The sequence below is a fragment of the Acinetobacter bouvetii DSM 14964 = CIP 107468 genome, assembly GCF_000368865.1.
Taxonomy (GTDB): domain Bacteria; phylum Pseudomonadota; class Gammaproteobacteria; order Pseudomonadales; family Moraxellaceae; genus Acinetobacter; species Acinetobacter bouvetii.
In genome coordinates this window covers 570,552-588,965 of sequence record NZ_KB849725.1, presented here as the reverse complement: position 1 = coordinate 588,965, position 18,414 = coordinate 570,552, and the positions used below count along the sequence as shown (strand labels likewise).

Genomic DNA, 18,414 nt, shown 5'->3' with positions numbered 1-18,414 from the left:
TATTTAGAGAGTGATGCCATGTTATTCAAAAAAATCGCTATTGCTGCTGCAGTTGCTACTACTTTAGCTTTCGTTGGTTGCGCTAAAAAAACTGAAGAAGCTCCTGCTGCATCTGAAGCTGCTGCATCTGAAGTAGCTGCTGCTTCTGAAGCTGTTGACGCTGCTGCATCTGAAGCTGCTGTTGCTGCTTCTGAAGCTACTGTTGCTGCTTCTGAAGCTACAGTTGCTGCTTCTGAAGCTACAGTTGCTGCTTCTGAAGCTTCTGCTGCTGCTACTAAATAATCTAACGATTATTCAGTACAAAAAAGAGAGCCTTTCGGCTCTTTTTTTTTTGCCTGCTTTTCGCAATGCAGAACAATACAGCTAAAATATCTCTGCTCAATAGCGATAAAAACCGCTCCAGTTCATTTAGATCGGCATAAAAAAGCAGATCAATCGATCTGCTCATTTCCTACGCGCTGGCGGAACTTTTGTCCAGCACGGAAGGTTACTACGCGGCGGGCAGAAATCGGAATTTCTTCACCCGTCTTCGGGTTGCGGCCTGGACGCTGACGCTTGTCACGCAGTTCAAAGTTGCCAAACCCTGATAATTTCACTTGCTCCCCGGAGATCAGCGCTTGACTGATCTCTTCGAAGAACAACTCGACCATTTGTTTTGCTTCACGACGGTTTAAACTCGTGAGCTCACTTAAATGATCAGCCATTTCTGCTTTAGTTAGTGCTGTCATGAAGCCCTCAATGTCGCCTGATAAGTGTTTTCCAACACGTGTAGAATATTATCCATACCGGATTTGATTTCAGCATCTTCAAGTGTCCGCGCTGGATGCTGCCAAAGCAGTGCAAATGCCAGTGAGCGCTTGCCTTGTTCAACACCTTGGCCAGTGTACACATCAAATAGCCAGACAGAATCTAAAAGCTCTCCGCCAGTTTTTTCGATAAGCTGCTGAATTTCGCTAACATTAATCTTATCACTAATTAAAAGCGCAATATCACGTCTAACCGATGGAAAACGTGATAATTCTGTAAAATTAGATACATAAGTTTGCAAAACAGCCAGTTGATCCAACTCGGCAACCCAAGTCGTGCTTAAATCCAGCTCACTCTCTAAAGATGGATGCAGACGGCCTAAATAACCAATCGATTTCCCATCCACTAAAATTTCAGCAGATTGGCCAGGATGCAGCCAGGCACGCTCTGACCGTACAAATTCAACTTGCAAACGCCCAGCCGCCAAAACTTCTTCCACATCGCCTTTAAAGTCAAAGAAATCCATTGGTGCAGCTTTGCCATGCCAAGATTCCGCAGAACGCGGGCCCGTAGCAATCATGGCGAAGGTTGGAATTTGCTTCAAATCATGAATGCTTGCAGCGCCTTGATAATCGAAGCGCAGGCCCAGTTCAAAGAAGCGCACACGGCTTTGCTGGCGGTTAACATTGTATTGGACACATGGAATCAAGCTGGACAGCAGCGTCGAACGCATGACAGCCAAATCGCTTGAAATTGGATTGGCCAAAGCCAACGGCTGAACTTGAGGATTTAACTGCTTTTCCAGTTTCGCATCCGCAAAGCTGAAGCTGATCGCTTCCTGATAACCCAAAGTCACTACGGTTTGACGCAATTGCGCAAGCTCGAATTGATCCTGGTATTTTGCCAGTTTCACATCAATCACAGGCAGGCTGATTTGAATATTGTCATAACCGTGAATACGGGCAACTTCTTCAATCAAGTCCTGATAAATCGCCATGTCATAACGGTGTGATGGCGGAACAACCGTCCATTCACCTTCTGATTTCACTGTGACATCACAGCCTAAACGCGTTAAGGCATCAGTAATAAATGCAGCGTCAACGGTATAGCCTAACAGCTGATCCACCTGCGCCTGATTCAGTTCAATCGCTTCACGTGTCGGCAGCAAATCCGCCTGTTCAGCCACCGTAATCGGACCAAACTCACCGCCTGCAAGCTCAGCAATCAACTGCGACGCACGGTGCATGGCAATGATTGGCAATTCAAAATCCACACCGCGTTCATAACGCTGTGACGCATCGGTGTGCAAGCCAAAGCTTCGCGCCCGGCCTGCAATTGCGAGCGGTGCAAAGAATGCGGATTCAAGGAAAATTTCAGTGGTTTCATCGGTCACAGATGAAGACAAGCCACCCATGATGCCTGCAATAGCCAAGGCTTTTGCATCATCCGCAATCACCATCACTTTTTCGTTCAGTTCCACTTCTTGCTCATTCAGCAAAACCAATTTTTCATTGGCAGTGGCCTGACGCACATGTACGGAACCTTGAACCTTTCCGCCATCAAAGGCATGTAAAGGCTGCCCCAATTCCATCAATACATAATTGGTGATGTCGACAAGAATACTGTGCTGACGGATGCCTGAACGGACTAAAGCCTGTTCCATCCACTCAGGGGTCGCTGCTTTAGTGTTGACGTTTTTAATCACACGGCCCAAATAGCGCGGGCAGCCTGCTGTTGTAACGACAACTTGTTTCTGATCGGCAATGCTCGCAGCAACTTCTTTAATTTCAGGCGCTGTGACCGCCAATTGGTTAATCACCCCAATTTCACGCGCAATGCCGCGGATACTGAAACAGTCACCGCGGTTTGGCGTGATGCTGATATCGATCACATGATCATCGAGATTTAGATATTCACGGATATTGGCGCCTACAGGCGCATCCGCAGGAAGTTCTAAAAGGCCATCAATTTTATCTTCAAGATCAATTTCTGAAGCGCCGCACAGCATCCCTTGTGATTCAATACCGCGCAGTTTGCCTTTCTTGATTTTAAAATCACCCGGCAATACTGCACCAATGGTCGCCACAGGCGCTTTCATGCCTGCACGTACATTCGGTGCGCCGCACACAATCTGCAAAGGCTCAGCTGTACCGATATTCACGGTCGTTACACGCAAACGGTCTGCATCTGGGTGCTGCTCTACCGTTAAGACTTCACCGACCACCACACCGGTAAATGGTTTAGCTGCAGGCGTTAAGTCATCCACTTCCAGACCCAGCATAGTCAGCTGGTCAGACAAGGTGTCGCTGTCGATGGCTGGGTTAACCCAAGTGCGAAGCCAATTTTCGCTAATTTTCATACATTCAATTCCTTAATCTCCCCTAGCCCCTCTTTTAAAAAGAGGGGAAACACATCCGCCGTTTTAAAGGCAGGAAAGTCCCCCTTTATCAAAGGGGGATTTAGGGGGATTCTATTTATTTCCAAATAACTGTTTAAATTGTTTAAGCAAATTGGCGTAAGAAACGCACATCATTCTGGTAGAACATCCGCAAGTCATTGATGCCATAGCGCAGCATCGCAAAACGTTCCACACCCAGGCCAAATGCAAAGCCTTTGTATTTTTCAGGATCAATGCCCGCAGCTTGCAGCACATTAGGATGCACCATGCCGCAGCCTAAAACTTCCAGCCATTTGCCGCGTTCATCCATAATATCCACTTCGGCGCTTGGCTCTGTGAATGGGAAATACGACGGGCGGAAACGCACGGTTAAATCCTTTTCAAAGAATTCATTCAGCAAATTCACCAGCAGGCCTTTAAGTTCAGCAAAGCTGGTATTTTCCGCAACGTACAAACCTTCGATTTGATGGAACATCGGCGAATGGGTCTGATCCGAGTCGCAGCGGTAAACACGGCCTGGGCAGACAATGCGGATTGGCGGCTGGCTGGTTTCCATGGTGCGGATCTGCACACCCGAGGTATGCGTGCGAAGCAAATGATTCGCATCAAAATAGAATGTATCGTGCATGGCGCGCGCAGGATGATGGCCCGGAATATTCAGCGCTTCAAAGTTGTGATAGTCATCTTCGACTTCAGGCCCCGTTGCCACAGTAAAGCCTGCTTTGGTAAAGAACTGGCAAATACGGTCTTGCACCTGTGTCACAGGATGAATGCTGCCAATGGTTTGACCGCGGCCCGGCAAGGTAATATCAATGGTTTCACTTGCCAGCTTTTGCTCCAGCGCCGCTTTTTGTAATTGAGTTTGGCGTTCTGTTAAAGCGGCGTTGATTGCTTCACGGATAGCATGAATGGCTGCGCCTTGAACTTTGCGCTCTTCAGGGTCCATTTTACCCAATGCTTTAGACTGTTCCGCGAGCTGGCTTTTTTTACCCATAAATTGCACTCGAACTTGATCAAGTGCAGCAAGGTCTTGAGCTGCTGCAATCGCAGCGAGCGCTTCAGTGGTCAGGGCTTCCAGTGACATAGTAACTCTCAAAGCAACAATTTAGAAAAATATAAAAACCCCATATTCTAACAGTTTTTGAACGTTATGATGAAGCGCATTCACAAGTAAAAATTGCGATAGCATCCAGAATTAAAAAAAGTATAAGATAAGCGCAATATCAATGAGATCAAACAACTATGGCGCTCGATCAAATTTGGAAGCAGCAGCTGACTTTAGTCACGTATGGAAATGAGTTTTTAACCCAGAATTTAAGTTTTCAGCGTTGGGTGCAGCACGCAATTTTTGATCAGCACCGTTTTTTATTCCGCGACCTTATTTCTCAGCATCTGCTGGCGCAGCACTTTCAGATTTGGCTGGAAGGCTTAAAAAAACAAGGCGTCCAGCGCATCAGCCTGCACAGCTCCGGCATTTTAAATGACGAACAGAATCCCAACAGCAATGTGGAGCTTCTGCCGATTGCGCATTTTATTGTGAGCCATGAGGCAAATAAAAAGCAGGCATGGATTTTCGGCAAGGAATTGGCGGAATGGTACAGAGCAGACAATGACTATGAAGCCCCTGCCTCGCAACAGCCCGGCCTGCGGCTGGAAACCTTTTGGCGCTTTGAACTGAATTCAAAACTGGCAAAACGCATCGATGCGGATTTGCAGCAGCCCAATTGGGATGATATTCAGGCCTATACAGACAATGAATTGTTTGGCAGCAAATTCGCGGCAGGCTTCAGCGAACCCGTGCATTTAGATTTACCGTATTACGGCAAAGCATTGCACAGCACTGAAACCGATTCAGTTCAATTGGCTTTGCTTCCTGCTGACTATCCAGCGGATTATGCCCACAAAACGCTGCGCCGCTTAGACGCTTTGGCAGAATTCATCCAAGCCAAAATTCAGCATCCCTATGATGAAAATGGCGAAGCGCTGAGCCCTGAAGAACAATTGAATCTGCGCCATTTTTCACAAAAGCTGGATGATTTAAGCGCCAAATTTATTGTTAAAGCAGCGAATCACTATAAAACAGCCCGTTTAACCGCAAAGCAAGTCAGCTCGCCATTTGACAGCAGCGCGGCGCCGCAGCTGCAAAGTTCAGCGGCAAAGCCGGCAGCCTCTCATGCAGAGCACAAATCAGGGAAAAGCGGCGTATTTGCCTTAATTATTGTGACCATCCTGATCTGCCTCTTTGCCTACTATTTTGGCCTTTAGGCGCTTAAAGCTGAAAAGCGCCTGAATTTAGGCGCTTTTCATGACGGGCTTATGCTGTAATTAAATAATTAAAAGGCCGAATCTCAATTTGCACTTTATGCTCATTGGCATGCTGATTGATATAGTGATTGACTGCAACCACTTCACCTTCCAGCTGAGCATCCGGGCCATACATGATTTTCACAGATTCGCCTTTGCGCGGAATCATTTGCAATTCAAGCGTAATACTTCCCTGCTCCATACCTCTAATTTCTGCCAGCATCTTATTGTCCTTATCCGTTTGTTTTTCATTATTAAGCAGGCCAATAGACGCAGATTAAAGCATATTTATGTAACTTCAATTCTATCTTAAAGCTCATTTTCTGGAGCCGCATCTGCATTAAGGCAATTGCTGCAAGAATTGATCCATCTCTTTTTGACTTTTTAAATGAATCCAGCGGATATTTGAATACTCTGGCGCATTCATCATCTGCACATATTTTTGCCGATTTTTGCGGTGCGTGGCAATCATCCACCGGACTACAGAATCACGCCCGAACATCCGCTGCAGGCTTTCCCGGTTATTCGAATTGGACCATAAGTCCTGCTTATGCCATGCCCGCTGAACTGCGCGCTTGATTGAACGGTAGAGATTCACTGGAAACGGCAAGTCCAGCCAAATCACCGTATCAATTTCACTCCACTTCACAGGAATCGTCCGGGTATAGTTGCCATCTATCACATAGCCGTCTGCGGCTTTCTGCATTTCAGCTTCAATTTTGGCAAAGAAAATTTCATCCGGGCACTCTTGCCAGTCATCCAGCCAAAATAAATTATCCAGTTCAATATAATGCAGGCCCAGCCTTGCCGCCAATGCTCTGGAAAAGGTCGATTTCCCTGTGGCGGAGGTGCCGACAACATTAATTTTTTTCATTTCAGTCATATGCTGCGCTGCCTTAGAGCATGTTATTGATGCAGATCTCTTTTCAATTAATACACGATATTAAAGCTATTCACCATGCATAAAGCTTAATCATCATAATCCAAAGCATCTTCATCCATATTGATAAAATCAGGCAGCGGGGTTTGCTCAAATTGCACAGCATCAATGCGCTCATGTTTCAGCAGCGCCGCTTTAGCCACACGGTGCATGCCATCCATAACTTTGCCTTCTGCACATAAAATAATCGGATAGCTTAAATCAGCGCCTTCAATCAATTGAATGTGATCAATAATTTGCTGTGTTGTGGGATGCGTATCTGGAAACCAATAGGCTTCGTTTAACTCCCGAATCTCGGATAAACACACATTTTTTATCTGAAAATTTGCACTCAGCTCTACCAAACGGTGAACGTTCCAGATGTAAGTGTCTTCACCGGCCTGACGGAAATGATATTGTTTTCGCATGTTATATGTTCCAGCTGCAATCTTTCCATAGGGTAGCATTTCCATCGCTTTAAAAGCTGTGCTGCGTCTTTTCAGATCATTAAAACAATAAAAAGACTGTCAGGCAGCCTTTTTAAAACATTGATTCAAACTTTCATGCTTCAGCCATATTTTTTATACATGGCAAATCAGTTAAAAGGTTTTTTGCCAGTTCAGCCAAAACTGATGATCATCACGCTGACTCAACTGCACTGGCGTATCCCCCAAAGCAAAACCAGCTAGCGCTTGGAAGCTTCCAGCAAAACGGTTATCCCATGTCAGCCCTGCTCCTGCGCTTCTCAAGGAGGCCGTATTCTTTTCAGTCGAACCTTCCCATGTTTGTGCATTTAACTTCAATTTTACCATATCAAAAAACAAGGTTCCTTTCAGCTGATTCAACGCATCAGACCATAAACTCTGCCTAAATTCCACACTCGATGCGATCCCCTGTGATGCTGAAAATACACTGCTTTTATAGCCGCGCATAAAACTTGGACCACCAACATAATAAGCTTCAGCACTGTCCAGATTATCAGGACTGTAAAAGCCTTCTGCTGAAATATAGAGCTGATTGCTGCCAGTAATTTTCTGTAAACGCGATCCTTTGACTAAGATACTGAGGTAGTCGCCATCAGTTTTCCGGGTTAATGCATCTATGGCTTTAACATCTGCATTTTTTATATGCAGCTGCCCAAAAGTTGCTGTTGCGGCCAGCTGATTCATCCCGATGCCCCAAGACTCATCCAGAAACATATGCGTGAGCCCCAGCTGAAGACTGTCCATTTTACGGTGGTTCAGGCTTTCAGCGACCATCACATCATCTTCCAGCTGCCTATTGGTATAAGCCAATGTCAGTGTGGTCTGCTCTCTTAACCTCTGTACAACTGATTGCTTTATCCAGAACGAGGCTTCTTTTGCACTCCCCTTATAGCCCAGATTTTTCAGCTCTTTACCCAATTCATAAGTCAAATAGGAATAACTGCCCCCCAGCTGTGTACCCAATCCATACACCTGAGCCGTGTAGCCAATTTTTCCATAATTCATATGCTTGCCGCTGCTCAGGGCATCTATGGAGAGCTGATCGCCCAGCCCCAGCAGACTGTTCAACCGTACACCGCCTGTGCCGCGCACTTCGCCCGTATACTTGCCGCCCATATTATCCGCCCCAACATAGGCCTGATATTTTTGTGTGGGCTCCAGATCTACCTTCAGCACTGTTTCATTTTTTGCCTGGCCTGCTGTAAATGCAAAACTGCTTTTCACACCTTTCAACAAATCCAAACGTGACGCAATTTCTTCAAGCTGCCGGTCAGAGAATATTTGCAGGGGCTCGAGCGGTTCAATAATTGACTGGATCAGCCAAGGCTGGGTATTTGTATTATTCTGGATCTGCACGCCATTTAAGACAGCTTCAAGCACCTGAATAGTCACCTGCCCCTGATTCAGATTTTGTGCGGGCAAAAAAGCATAGCTATAGCTATAGCCTCTGTCCGCATAATACTTGCTGATCTGATCCGCGGCCTGCTGCAATTCATTGAAAGATAGATTTTTAGCTTCATATGATGCAATTAACTGATGCAGCGTTGCCGTTGAAAATATACTGTTGCCCTTTATTACAAACTTTTGCACCATTACTGTCTGCTGCTGCCCTTCAATAGCCGCAGGGACAACAGGAGCAGCAGGCAATGCAGCATTTTTTGTTTCAGGCAGCTGTAGATTTTTCTGTTCCTGCAATAACTGGCCTGCATTTGGAATATTTTCTGCAAAACACAATTGCCCAGTCAGCAGCAAACAGCACCATAATAATGTCTTTGGCATATTGGCTGCCATTTGTTCCCTATTCATTCTTACCCCATAGCCTGTTCAAAGCAGGCTTTTAAATTTAAATCATTCAATAACTGAAATATGCACAGACAGCCGTTACATGCAAAGACTGCCTGTATAAGCCGGTTTCCCCATGTTGACTGCTTTCGGATGCATGCAGAAGATCCGTATCAGTCACCTTGGACAATCTTAAAACTCAAAGAATGCCCTGCACCCTGCTATCAAAATACAGGCGCCCCAAAAACGCCTCTCAGCCCCTGATTGAGATCACTTTGCTTCCACTGAGAGCCACTGAATACATTCATCTCGCTTACACCAGGTACGTCTCGACTAAAAATTGTCGCAAGCGTTGAAGAGCCAAAAACGCCGCCATCACCGCCGCCAAATCCTAAAAATCCACCGCCATCGCCGCCGCCCAAAGATCCTGAATCAGATGAACCAAAAACCTGTGCTATAAATGCTGGCGCAGATGAACCGCTGCCTAAAAAAATAGTCCCCAGCGGCCGTAAATCCCCTCCAACGGTGCGCACCTCAAATAAACTAGGAGGCTGTATTAAAAGTAATGGATTGTCCAAAACAAAAGATGGCAAGGATGATTCAATATTTGCCTGCACGATGAGCTGCAGATCCGCCAACTGATAGTTCTGAGCATCTGCCCCTGTCAATATAAGCTGTTGTATATTAACCTGTTTATTATTACCAGCAGTACTATCAACAAAGGCGCCTATCCCCTGTACACCAAGCTGATCACCTGCCAGCATCCCGCTCAGCACCGCATTGCCAGTATTCAGCGTTGCAGCCGTTGTCCCGTCATACATTTTATTCTGCGCCTGAATTCCCTCCACTCCGGTGATCAGCGCTTTCATAATGGTGCCCTTCAGCGTATAAGGCTGGCTGACAAATGTATAATTTCCAGCATCGGCGCCGGATAAAGTGAGGTTATGCAACGTGACTGTTTTATCCGCTCCGGCATTTTTATTGTCAAAATTTGCATCTGCAATAAGGCTTAACTGGTCTTGACCAATTCTGCCCAAATAAACGGCGTGATCGCTGTTTAGAACTGCCGCCGCGGTGCCGTCATAAACTTTATCCGCAACCTGAAGGCCTGCAATATTTTCAATCACCTTTTTTAAAATATTGGCTGAATCCGTTAATTGAACGGCAAGCTGATAATTATCCGCATCAGCTCCTGTCAGCGTGACGTTTAGCAAATTAACCGTTTTATCCTGTCCTGCATTTTTGTCAGCAAATTCAGCGCGTCCAATCTGCACCGTTAAATCATCACTGCCAATCTTTCCAGTCAGCACGGCATTCGATGCATTGGTTTGGGCTTCTGTTGCACCATCATAGGCCTTGTCAACGGCAACATCTCTTATCTGCGTAATGGTCGCTTTATCAATGGTGACATTGCCTTGTTCAAATGACAGGTCATAACCATTTTGCCCTGAATATAAACCGCTGATTGAAGAGGCATGCGTACCTGCATTTTTACCGCCGCCGGCATATACAGCCGCGCCTAAAATTTTTGAGCCCTCTGCCTGCTGCACTGAATTGGCATAGCTGCTGCCGGTTTGATTCACACCATTATAAACACCTGCGTAATCATCCGCCTTTACCGTCAAAGGTGTTAAAAAAGCTTTCAGCAGCGGGCCTGTCTGCCCTTCATAAATACGCCATGCAGTATTTTGACCAGCTGCATTACTGATGCTCCAGTCCAAATCTGCATATGTCTGTTTCAGTTTAATCTGCTCAGCGCTTAAAGCGCTTTCGGTCCCCTGACGATCCCAGGCCGTTACAGAACCATCTGCCTGAGTAAAATAGGCATTGCTTAATGCGCTGCCCCAATTATCGCCAATCAGTAAAGCGGCCCCATTATCCGACCTGACCTGAGCATCGCTATAAACCTGATCGACAGTGCTGAAATAACTGCCTCCGGCCAAGCCGCCGACAGAATTTCGGCCAGTCACTGTTCCTTGTACAAAACTATTGCTGAGTGCCGAGTTGCTCATGCTGCCGATCAGTCCGCCAACAAACTCATCGCCCTGAACCACCGCATTGATTAAGCCGACATTGCGGATATCTGCACCCTCAATCTTGCCGAACATCCCCCAGTTGCTACCTTGCCCATTGCCAATCACTGGCGCTTTAACCGTCAGATTCTCAATAACATGGCCTAAACCATCAAACAATCCTGTAAATGGATGGTTTCCTGTATTTGGGCCGCTGCCTTCAATCATTGTCCCGATGGGTGCAAAATTGCTGATGCTGCCCGCATTGATATTACTGCCCAAGGCATAATAACCCGACAGATTATCCTGCATATTCTGCAGGGCATTGGCATCAGTAATAACCTGAAATTCTTTTAGATTGGCGGCGTCACTGCCGCGCTGAACACTGAAATTCAATCCCTGCTGCAGATGTACAGGCGCTTGAATAAAATAGCCCGCGTACGTTGGCTGATTTTGGCCAGAACTGGCACTGTAAACCTCGCCATTGCGCCCATCCGCGCTTTGCTGCCCATACTTCAGCACCAGTTTGCCGCCTGCGCCCTGACCCGCATCAACGACATGATTGATATAAATATTGTTATTAGCATCGAGCGTCAGTGTTTTTCCACTATCCCATTTGACAGCATCATTTATGGAAATGTTGCCCTGCCCCTGTGCATTTGCTGTCAGCGATGGATCTGCAGATACTGTTGCTTCTGTATCTGTCGTCTGAATGGTGACATCGGTATTTTTCAGTGCTGCATTTAATGCCGCGCCTGTCATGTTGCCGCCTGTTGCCGCCACAACAAAGTCTACAGGGTCGATCAGCCATTTCCCTGCTTTTCCGCCCGCTTCTGCTTGAGTGCTTACATGCGCTGTATCGGCAATATTGACCGTTGCCGCAGAGGTTTCAATAAAACCGCCAGCCTGGCCATTTTTACCCTCGGAAACTAAGCTGCCTGAGATATTTGCAGCACCATTCGACAGATCGCCTAAGAGTACAATTTCACCTTTAGCATTGGTTTCCAGACGGTTCGCCTGAATATAGCCGGTATGATTGACTACAGCCCTGCCCAGCTGCAGCTCTGCTGCTGCAGTCAAATGCACAACACCGTTATCGGCAATAATGGCACCGCTATTTTCAACCAAGCCCTGCAAAGTGCCCTGATCGATGTCGTAGCTTATGAGCTGTCCATTTTGTAAGCTCACACGGACTTTATCCGCAGCCGTTAATTCAACTCGCCCATTTTCCGCGCTAATCGAACCTGTGTTTTTAACGATAGGCGCAATCAGCGCAACCGTTCCACCATTTTGCGCTTGAATATTGCCATGGTTCTCGACTGAACCGTTTTTTCCGCTGCCTGTGAAAGTAAATTTACCGTCAAGTACATCCTGCTGCTGCAAATCCAGTGTTGAAGCCACAATTCCGCCAACATTGACCTGCGCTGTTTTAGAAAACACCACACCATTTGGGTTGATTAAAATGACCTGACCATTGGCATTCAACCGCCCCATAACCTGACTGGCATTGTTGTCCAATACACGGTTGACCGCAACAGAAGATTGCTTCAGCTGATTGAAATTAACCGCTGCATTGCTGCCGATATTAAAAGTATTCCAGTTTGTTGCTAGATGCTGTGAATGCTGATTAATATTCAGAGTGTTCCCTGCCTGAGTAAAATCAGCACTCCCGGATATAATCTGCTGCCCTGTGGGCAAAGCATTATCATGGATCGCAGCAGACACGCTCAGTGACAAAGTTAATGCCGCCACACCCGCAGCATATGCAACAGCATTTTTTTTTCTTTTTTTATCATATGCTGTTTTGACGCTGCTTGCGCCAGAATGGCTTTTTGCAAATTCTGACACGGCTTGCCAGCACTGCAGCCTTGCGTTCCATACGACTTTATAAAATTTGTTCATATCAATCCCCAAATGCAATGCATCAAAATCAAAGAAATGATTAAAACATGTACAAGTCAGCATAAAAATCACTGAAACTAGGGATTTTATTTAGGAGAAATGGCAGAAATGGCAGAAATGGCAGAAATGAATAATATAAAAGTTATAAAAAAAGACCGCTAAAAGCGGTCTTTTTTTAATCATCTGCAGATGATTAAGCAGTTAATGCGCCTTTAGCTTTTTCAGCTAAAGCAGCAAATGCAACTGCGTCATGCATAGCGATGTCAGCAAGTACGCGACGGTCGATGATCACTTGAGCTTTTTTCAAGCCATCGATCATACGGCTGTACGACAAACCATTTTGACGAGCACCAGCATTGATACGCGCAATCCATAGAGCACGGAATTGACGTTTCTTTTGACGGCGGTCACGGTAAGCATATTGACCTGCTTTGATTACCGCTTGGAACGCTACACGATAAACACGTGAACGCGCGCCATAGTAACCTTTAGCACGAGCAAGAATTTTTTTATGACGGCGATGCGCCTGTACACCACGTTTTACACGAGCCATTTATAAATCTCCTTAGATGTATGGGCACATACGGCGAACTGAAGCAACGTCACTTACGTGAACCATTACACAGCCGCGTAATTGACGGATACGCTTAGCAGATTTTTTGGTCAAAATGTGGCGTTTGAACGCTTGTTTACGCTTAAAACCGTTTGCAGTCGCTTTAAAGCGTTTAGCTGCACCACGGCGAGTTTTCATCTTAGGCATAACAACCTCTTTTGAACACCTGTTCGGAACGTTTGCACCATTGCAAAACGACCTGCAGGTAAGGGAGCAAGTATTCTAAAGCATCTCCGGTTAAAACAAAAGCACCATCGAGAATTAAAATTTATCCATCCGCGCTTTAGCCTTATTTTCTATAAACTTTGCGTGATGAAATGATAAGCACTCGCAAACATGACTTTATAATCAGCGCATCCTATAGAAAGAAAATGTTTATGAAGCCTGCACATGACGCCTTTGCAGCCCTGCGCTACCGTGATTTCTCCATAATCACCCTCAATCAGTTCTGCTTGACTTTGGCAATTTTAATTCAGGAAATCATTGTTGCTTACTCCCTGTATCAAATTACCAAAGATCCGCTGACCCTCGGCTTGATTGGTCTCGCGGAAGCAATTCCGTTTATCGCGCTGTCTTTATGGGGCGGCTATTTTGCCGACCGTTTCAATAAACAGACCATCATGAAAATCTGTTTATTCTTTGCCATTCCAATGCCGCTCATTTTATGGTGGCTCTTCCACGCTTACGGACAGGCGCATATCGGTATTTTATCATTATCATGGGGGATCTATGCCGTAATTTTCGGGCTGGGTACCATCCGCGGCTTTTACAATCCATCCGCCACTTCGTTAAAGCCGTTCTTAATTCCGCGCGACCTTTACGCCAATGGCGCAACGTGGACCACGATCGGCTGGCAAAGCGGCGTGATTATCGGCCCGATGCTGGGCGGATTCATGCTGGCATATTTAGGCCGTGAAAACAGCTTATTTGCGGTAGCCGGATTATTGGCGGCGTGCTTTGTGCTGATCAGTTTACTCAGCAAACGCAGCTTCCCTAAAATTGAAACGGATAATCTTTGGGACAGTCTTGGCGACGGCTTCCGCTTTATCTGGAAAACCAAAATTGTCCTCTGGTCTATTTCACTGGATCTGGTATCCGTCTTGTTTGGCGGGGTCATTGCCCTATTGCCGATCTTTGCCGAAGACATTTTAAAAATCGGCCCAGAAGGTTTAGGCTATTTACGGGCAGCGCCGTCGATAGGCGCACTCCTCACCATGATTGCCTTAACTAAATTTCCGCCGACACAGCATGCCTGGCGCAATATGCTGCTGGCTGTAGCGGGTTTTGGCCTTTTCACTGTTTTATTCGCATTCTCCAATCACCTATGGCTGTCTTTATTCGCCTTAGCCATGACGGGCGCCTGCGACAGTATTTCCGTGGTGATCCGTCAAACTATTCTGCAGATCTATCCGCCGGAAAATATGCGCGGCCGTGTCGCCGCAGTGAACGGCATGTTTGTGTCCAGCAGCAACGAACTCGGCGCTTTTGAGTCTGGCCTTGCTGCCAAATATATGGGCACGATTACAGCGACACTTTTAGGCGGCTGCATGACCATGGCGGTCGTGGCTGTCAGCTGGGCAAAAACCAAAGACTTATTTAATATTGATATTGGCAAAGGTGTAGAAAAATAAGCAATATTCGAGATTTAGACTTGCCAGTATTTCCAATTCAGGAAATACTGCGCTTCAATATTGACCATGAATCCTCTTTGAGTGATTGAAGCCCTTAACCTATGAAAAAAATTCTGTGCTTGTCTGTTTTGATGAGCTTGCCGCTGAGCGCAGCCTACAGCGCCTCACCTAAAAAAGTTCATCAGCTGCCCAAACAAACGATTGATGTACTGCCGGCGCATTTAACCACCCGCATTCAATGGTCGAAATTTCCGCAGCCGAATTACAGCAATGATGACTTAAGGGAAAAGAACCGCGCCGCCATTATCCGTATTTTTGCCGATGCGCATGGTGAGGTTCAAGAGGCAACCGTGGAAGAAAGCACCGGCATCCAAAGCCTGGATCAGCTGCTGCTTCGCGCTGTCGAAAAAGCGGAAGTAAAGCCGCATATTGATGCAGATGGCAAGGCGGCTCCGCAAATTGGCTATCAGGCCTTTAATTTGAAGCTGACGGCTCAAGATGCAAAAAACTGTGACTTTGAATTTAATTCAAAAGTTTGGCAGGCCCAGCAGAATGGCAAAAAAACTGCATTTCAATATGCTGAACAGCCGCCGCTTGAACTCAATACGGCGCAACTGAAAGAGCATGACCGTAAAATTAAATTCAGTTTTAAAACAGACAAACACGGCAGCGTGAAAAAAGTCAAAATTAAACAAGGTTCGGGGATTTATGCGCTGGATCAGCAAGTGATTCAAGCCGTGTCTGGCAGTCAAATCAAGGTGAAACGTACCGCCAGTACGCTATGGATGTATAAAAAATCCAGCTTTAAAGATGAAATCCAATTTAAGCTGAATGAATGTAAATCATCTTAATAAAAACATGCGGACTTAAGCCTGAATTAGGTCCGCTTTATAACAATGAAAAAACTAAAACAATGAAAATTTATCCATTATTCAGCCTATTGCTCTTGGGATGTCAGCCTCATATAAAAACTGCTGCGCCCCCACTTCCCTCATATCACGCAAAGGCCTCACCGTCACAGTTTCTTCAATTGACAGTTCGCATGCATGTCAATTCAAAAGGCGAAATTGAAAAAGCTTATCTATTGAAATCTTCTGGCCAACCAGCAATTGATCAAAAGGTCTTGCAAGCCGTTCGGCGATCTCAGTTGAACCCTCAACTTTTTAAGCACCGCCAAGGTATGACTATCGTCGATCAGCCGTTTATGCTTGAACAAAAATAGCTAAATTATTAACAATCAATCTATTCAAGATTCTTTCAACATTAAAATACATTGATAAAAATGAAATAAACAAACACATAGCGCCCTGTCTTCGCCACACTCACTAAAAGTAAAAAGCGCCAGAAATTTTCTTTCAGCAGCCCTGCAATCAATGTAATCGGATCACCGATAATCGGCGTCCAGCTCAGCAGCAGAGACCAATAGCCGTATTTTTGATAGATTCCCTGCGCCTGCAGCATTTTTGCTTCAGAGACTGGAAACCATGTTTTATTTTTATAACGCTCAATTTTCAGCCCGAACCACCAATTCACGCAAGAGCCCAAAATATTGCCCAGACTGGCAACCGCAATCAGGGGAATTGCGGCATATTTCCCCTGCACGAACGTCCCCAATAAAACCGCCTCTGACTGCAAAGGCAGCAGCGTTGCTGCGCCAAATGCCGAGATAAACAGCAGATACAGCGTCATGCGAAGCCTACTTTAGACCCAGCTGCTTTTTGGTTTTACGGTACTCCGCGGTTGACCAGAACACCATGGCTGCAATTGCTAAAACACGTGACCATGTATAACGCGAAACAATCGGCTGTATCAGCTCATTCAATAAAAGCTGATCTTTGGTATGGGCAGCTTCAGCTATTTTTTGAATATGCACCGCTTCAGCAATAAACAGCATCAAGCACAATGCAATACCAGCAATAACGGCGAAATATACCCGCGGGTTAGCTTCAACAATACGGGTGAGGTTTAAAAAGAAATTTTTCATCACGTTATCATCCAACTTAGCCATTCAAGATAAAGCTCCTTGAGGCAAGCCCGCATTCTAGCACAGCGTCCTGAATATGCTTTGGTTTGTTATTTTGATTGTGATGGCGCATACATTTATCTTAGCAGGGTGATGCTTTACATTCATTTTAAGCTCAGTTACCCTGTACAGAAATTTGGTAAATATATAAATAAGTATTTGATGAAAAGAATATTTTTATTGAGTTTTTTACTCTGCTTGCATAGCCTAAACCTGACTCAGGCAAATACCCTCACTCATCCAGCCAAACAAGAAATGGCATCACACAGCTCTGTGAACTGGGCAAACAGACCCATCTTAAAGATTAGCAATGATGATTTACAAAATCAAAATCGCAACATAGTGTTCAAACTGTACGTTTTGGATACAGGAACCATCGTAAAAACTGAAGTGGTGCAAAGCTCAGGCTTAGCCGCTTTAGACCAAAAAGTAGAAAAGGCATTACTCAAGGCTAAATTCAAACCTTACATAGAAAATAATACCGCTTATCCGTTTATAGCAGTCCAGCCCTTTTCATTTCAGGTCTCAGAAGACACTCGGCCTTGGTGGAAAAGGTTTTTCGGTCTTCATTAAAAATAATGAGCATGGCTGGCATGCTCACCCACCAATTTAGACTTTAATCGCCAGCGCTTTCTGCACTGCAGGGCGCGCAGTCATACGCTCAACATACTCTTTGACATACGGATAATCCTCCAGCTGGATTTGCTGCCATTCATAGCGCAAAATCCAAGGCAGAATCGCCATATCGGCAATTGAATATTCGCCTGCGACAAATTTCTGCCCAATGAGCTGATTATTCAAGACCTTGTATAAACGCTTCGTTTCATTCACATAACGCTCAGTGGCATAGGGAATGCGTTCCGGCGCAAAGCGGCTGAAATGATGATTTTGACCCAGCATTGGCCCCAATCCGCCCATCTGCCACATCAGCCATTGCTCGACTTCAACACGTTCAAACTCATCTTCAGGATAAAACAGCCCCGTTTTACGCCCCAAATACTGCAAAATCGCCCCTGACTCAAAGACAGAAATCGCTTCGCCCCGCGGCCCATCCTGATCTACAATTGCAGGGATTTTATTGTTCGGTGATATTTTCAGAAAATCAGGCTGAAACTGATCATTTTCCAAGATATTAATGGGAAAAATTTGATATTCGAGTCCCATTTCTTCTAAAGCAATGGTAATTTTATGTCCATTGGGGGTTCCCCAATAATACAAATCTATCATGTAAGAATCCTGTTACTTTTCTCGTTTTAGTTTACATTGTCGAGTTTTCATACTGTTTATAGCATGCTTTCAGCGGAGAAACATTAAGTTAAACTGAAATTAGAATCTTAAAATATGCATAGCAGACTTTATATCATTCGATAAATTATCAAATAAAGAGAATAGAAAAAATCATTAAATTTTTCCTTGAAATTTTTCGAGGCATACCGATATTAAAAGTACAGCAATAATTGGTTGACATTGCTGAGAGTACAACCAATGCCTAGATGGGCGCAGAGGTTGCTTGTTTATATCACTTTTCTGAATGCAGGAGGTTTTATCAATGAGTAATTTAAGCTTAACTCCATTATTCCGCCGCAGTATCGGCTTTG

The 18,414-nt window shown here is 45.3% G+C and carries 19 protein-coding genes; 6 read left to right on the top strand and 13 right to left on the bottom strand.

Features of this window, described 5'->3' with window-relative positions:
* Nucleotides 1-18 precede the first annotated feature (18 nt).
* On the top strand, nt 19-282 hold the full coding sequence (locus tag F941_RS02835) for a hypothetical protein (RefSeq protein ID WP_005007568.1): 264 nt from the start codon (nt 19-21) through the stop codon (nt 280-282).
* A gap of 149 nt (nt 283-431) precedes the next feature.
* Here F941_RS02835 and F941_RS02830 read toward each other — a convergent pair whose 3' ends face one another.
* The 3 genes from F941_RS02830 to pheS form a co-directional block, all read right to left on the bottom strand.
* Nucleotides 432-728 carry an integration host factor subunit alpha gene (locus F941_RS02830; RefSeq protein ID WP_005007563.1) on the bottom strand — a complete coding sequence of 99 codons (297 nt, stop codon included), beginning with the start codon at nt 726-728 and terminating at the stop codon, nt 432-434.
* Entirely contained in the window at nt 725-3,106 is a 2,382-nt protein-coding gene (gene pheT, locus F941_RS02825) for a phenylalanine--tRNA ligase subunit beta (RefSeq protein ID WP_005007561.1), read from the bottom strand. The genes F941_RS02830 and pheT overlap by 4 nt, the downstream gene beginning before the upstream one ends.
* 142 nt (nt 3,107-3,248) lie before the next feature.
* A complete protein-coding gene (gene pheS, locus F941_RS02820) occupies nt 3,249-4,229 on the bottom strand; it encodes a phenylalanine--tRNA ligase subunit alpha (RefSeq protein WP_005007558.1) in 981 nt (326 codons plus the stop codon).
* Nucleotides 4,230-4,387: 158 nt separating this feature from the next.
* On the opposite strand from pheS, the gene F941_RS02815 reads away from it, so the two are divergent.
* A complete protein-coding gene (locus F941_RS02815) occupies nt 4,388-5,410 on the top strand; it encodes a hypothetical protein (RefSeq protein ID WP_005007556.1) in 1,023 nt (340 codons plus the stop codon).
* 49 nt (nt 5,411-5,459) lie between these two features.
* Here F941_RS02815 and F941_RS02810 read toward each other — a convergent pair whose 3' ends face one another.
* From F941_RS02810 to rpmI, 7 genes are all read right to left on the bottom strand, one after another.
* Entirely contained in the window at nt 5,460-5,672 is a 213-nt protein-coding gene (locus F941_RS02810) for a hypothetical protein (RefSeq protein ID WP_005007554.1), read from the bottom strand.
* Between the two features lie 117 nt (nt 5,673-5,789).
* Nucleotides 5,790-6,323 (bottom strand): P-loop NTPase family protein, encoded by a 534-nt coding sequence (locus tag F941_RS02805; protein WP_026253385.1) that lies wholly within the window; start codon nt 6,321-6,323, stop codon nt 5,790-5,792.
* Nucleotides 6,324-6,418: 95 nt separating this feature from the next.
* Complete coding sequence (locus F941_RS02800; protein WP_005007546.1) at nt 6,419-6,796, bottom strand: hypothetical protein; 378 nt, start codon at nt 6,794-6,796, stop codon at nt 6,419-6,421.
* Between the two features lie 171 nt (nt 6,797-6,967).
* On the bottom strand, nt 6,968-8,659 hold the full coding sequence (locus F941_RS02795) for a ShlB/FhaC/HecB family hemolysin secretion/activation protein (RefSeq protein WP_228128333.1): 1,692 nt from the start codon (nt 8,657-8,659) through the stop codon (nt 6,968-6,970).
* Nucleotides 8,660-8,859: 200 nt separating this feature from the next.
* A complete protein-coding gene (locus tag F941_RS02790) occupies nt 8,860-12,549 on the bottom strand; it encodes a YDG domain-containing protein (RefSeq protein ID WP_167571622.1) in 3,690 nt (1,229 codons plus the stop codon).
* 193 nt (nt 12,550-12,742) lie between these two features.
* On the bottom strand, nt 12,743-13,102 hold the full coding sequence (gene rplT, locus F941_RS02785) for a 50S ribosomal protein L20 (RefSeq protein ID WP_005007539.1): 360 nt from the start codon (nt 13,100-13,102) through the stop codon (nt 12,743-12,745).
* Nucleotides 13,103-13,114: 12 nt separating this feature from the next.
* Nucleotides 13,115-13,309 carry a 50S ribosomal protein L35 gene (gene rpmI, locus F941_RS02780; RefSeq protein ID WP_004278281.1) on the bottom strand — a complete coding sequence of 65 codons (195 nt, stop codon included), beginning with the start codon at nt 13,307-13,309 and terminating at the stop codon, nt 13,115-13,117.
* 230 nt (nt 13,310-13,539) lie between these two features.
* Between rpmI and F941_RS02775 the strand changes: the two genes are divergently transcribed.
* The 3 genes from F941_RS02775 to F941_RS16140 all read left to right on the top strand — a co-directional run bounded on the left by F941_RS02775 (nt 13,540) and on the right by F941_RS16140 (nt 16,015).
* Nucleotides 13,540-14,793, top strand: coding sequence for an MFS transporter (locus F941_RS02775; protein ID WP_005007536.1), 1,254 nt, complete (start codon nt 13,540-13,542; stop codon nt 14,791-14,793).
* 101 nt (nt 14,794-14,894) lie between these two features.
* On the top strand, nt 14,895-15,644 hold the full coding sequence (locus F941_RS02770; RefSeq protein WP_005007534.1) for a TonB family protein: 750 nt from the start codon (nt 14,895-14,897) through the stop codon (nt 15,642-15,644).
* A 62-nt stretch (nt 15,645-15,706) separates the two neighbouring features.
* Complete coding sequence (locus tag F941_RS16140; protein WP_081400541.1) at nt 15,707-16,015, top strand: energy transducer TonB; 309 nt, start codon at nt 15,707-15,709, stop codon at nt 16,013-16,015.
* Between the two features lie 41 nt (nt 16,016-16,056).
* On the opposite strand, the gene F941_RS02760 is transcribed toward F941_RS16140, so the two are convergent.
* Nucleotides 16,057-16,482 carry a YqaA family protein gene (locus F941_RS02760; RefSeq protein ID WP_005007533.1) on the bottom strand — a complete coding sequence of 142 codons (426 nt, stop codon included), beginning with the start codon at nt 16,480-16,482 and terminating at the stop codon, nt 16,057-16,059.
* A 7-nt stretch (nt 16,483-16,489) separates the two neighbouring features.
* Complete coding sequence (locus tag F941_RS02755; protein ID WP_005007532.1) at nt 16,490-16,801, bottom strand: hypothetical protein; 312 nt, start codon at nt 16,799-16,801, stop codon at nt 16,490-16,492.
* 15 nt (nt 16,802-16,816) lie between these two features.
* On the opposite strand from F941_RS02755, the gene F941_RS02750 reads away from it, so the two are divergent.
* Nucleotides 16,817-17,389, top strand: a complete 573-nt coding sequence (locus F941_RS02750) for a TonB family protein (protein WP_228128332.1) — start codon at nt 16,817-16,819, stop codon at nt 17,387-17,389.
* A 36-nt stretch (nt 17,390-17,425) separates the two neighbouring features.
* Here the strand turns inward: F941_RS02750 and F941_RS02745 are convergent, their stop codons facing one another.
* Nucleotides 17,426-18,043, bottom strand: coding sequence for a glutathione S-transferase N-terminal domain-containing protein (locus F941_RS02745; protein WP_005007528.1), 618 nt, complete (start codon nt 18,041-18,043; stop codon nt 17,426-17,428).
* Between the last annotated feature and the right edge of the window lie 371 nt (nt 18,044-18,414).

Coding starts and splice junctions, on each gene's coding strand:
- F941_RS02760 (WP_005007533.1), bottom strand. CDS start 16,482: ATGACGCTGTATCTGCTGTTTATCTCGGCATTTGGCGCAGCAACGCTG.
- rplT (WP_005007539.1), bottom strand. CDS start 13,102: ATGGCTCGTGTAAAACGTGGTGTACAGGCGCATCGCCGTCATAAAAAA.
- F941_RS02835 (WP_005007568.1), top strand. CDS start 19: ATGTTATTCAAAAAAATCGCTATTGCTGCTGCAGTTGCTACTACTTTA.
- F941_RS02775 (WP_005007536.1), top strand. CDS start 13,540: ATGAAGCCTGCACATGACGCCTTTGCAGCCCTGCGCTACCGTGATTTC.
- F941_RS02805 (WP_026253385.1), bottom strand. CDS start 6,323: ATGAAAAAAATTAATGTTGTCGGCACCTCCGCCACAGGGAAATCGACC.
- F941_RS16140 (WP_081400541.1), top strand. CDS start 15,707: ATGAAAATTTATCCATTATTCAGCCTATTGCTCTTGGGATGTCAGCCT.
- F941_RS02770 (WP_005007534.1), top strand. CDS start 14,895: ATGAAAAAAATTCTGTGCTTGTCTGTTTTGATGAGCTTGCCGCTGAGC.
- F941_RS02830 (WP_005007563.1), bottom strand. CDS start 728: ATGACAGCACTAACTAAAGCAGAAATGGCTGATCATTTAAGTGAGCTC.
- F941_RS02815 (WP_005007556.1), top strand. CDS start 4,388: ATGGCGCTCGATCAAATTTGGAAGCAGCAGCTGACTTTAGTCACGTAT.
- F941_RS02810 (WP_005007554.1), bottom strand. CDS start 5,672: ATGCTGGCAGAAATTAGAGGTATGGAGCAGGGAAGTATTACGCTTGAA.
- rpmI (WP_004278281.1), bottom strand. CDS start 13,309: ATGCCTAAGATGAAAACTCGCCGTGGTGCAGCTAAACGCTTTAAAGCG.
- F941_RS02790 (WP_167571622.1), bottom strand. CDS start 12,549: ATGAACAAATTTTATAAAGTCGTATGGAACGCAAGGCTGCAGTGCTGG.
- F941_RS02800 (WP_005007546.1), bottom strand. CDS start 6,796: ATGCGAAAACAATATCATTTCCGTCAGGCCGGTGAAGACACTTACATC.
- pheS (WP_005007558.1), bottom strand. CDS start 4,229: ATGTCACTGGAAGCCCTGACCACTGAAGCGCTCGCTGCGATTGCAGCA.
- F941_RS02755 (WP_005007532.1), bottom strand. CDS start 16,801: ATGGCTAAGTTGGATGATAACGTGATGAAAAATTTCTTTTTAAACCTC.
- F941_RS02745 (WP_005007528.1), bottom strand. CDS start 18,043: ATGATAGATTTGTATTATTGGGGAACCCCCAATGGACATAAAATTACC.
- pheT (WP_005007561.1), bottom strand. CDS start 3,106: ATGAAAATTAGCGAAAATTGGCTTCGCACTTGGGTTAACCCAGCCATC.
- F941_RS02795 (WP_228128333.1), bottom strand. CDS start 8,659: ATGAATAGGGAACAAATGGCAGCCAATATGCCAAAGACATTATTATGG.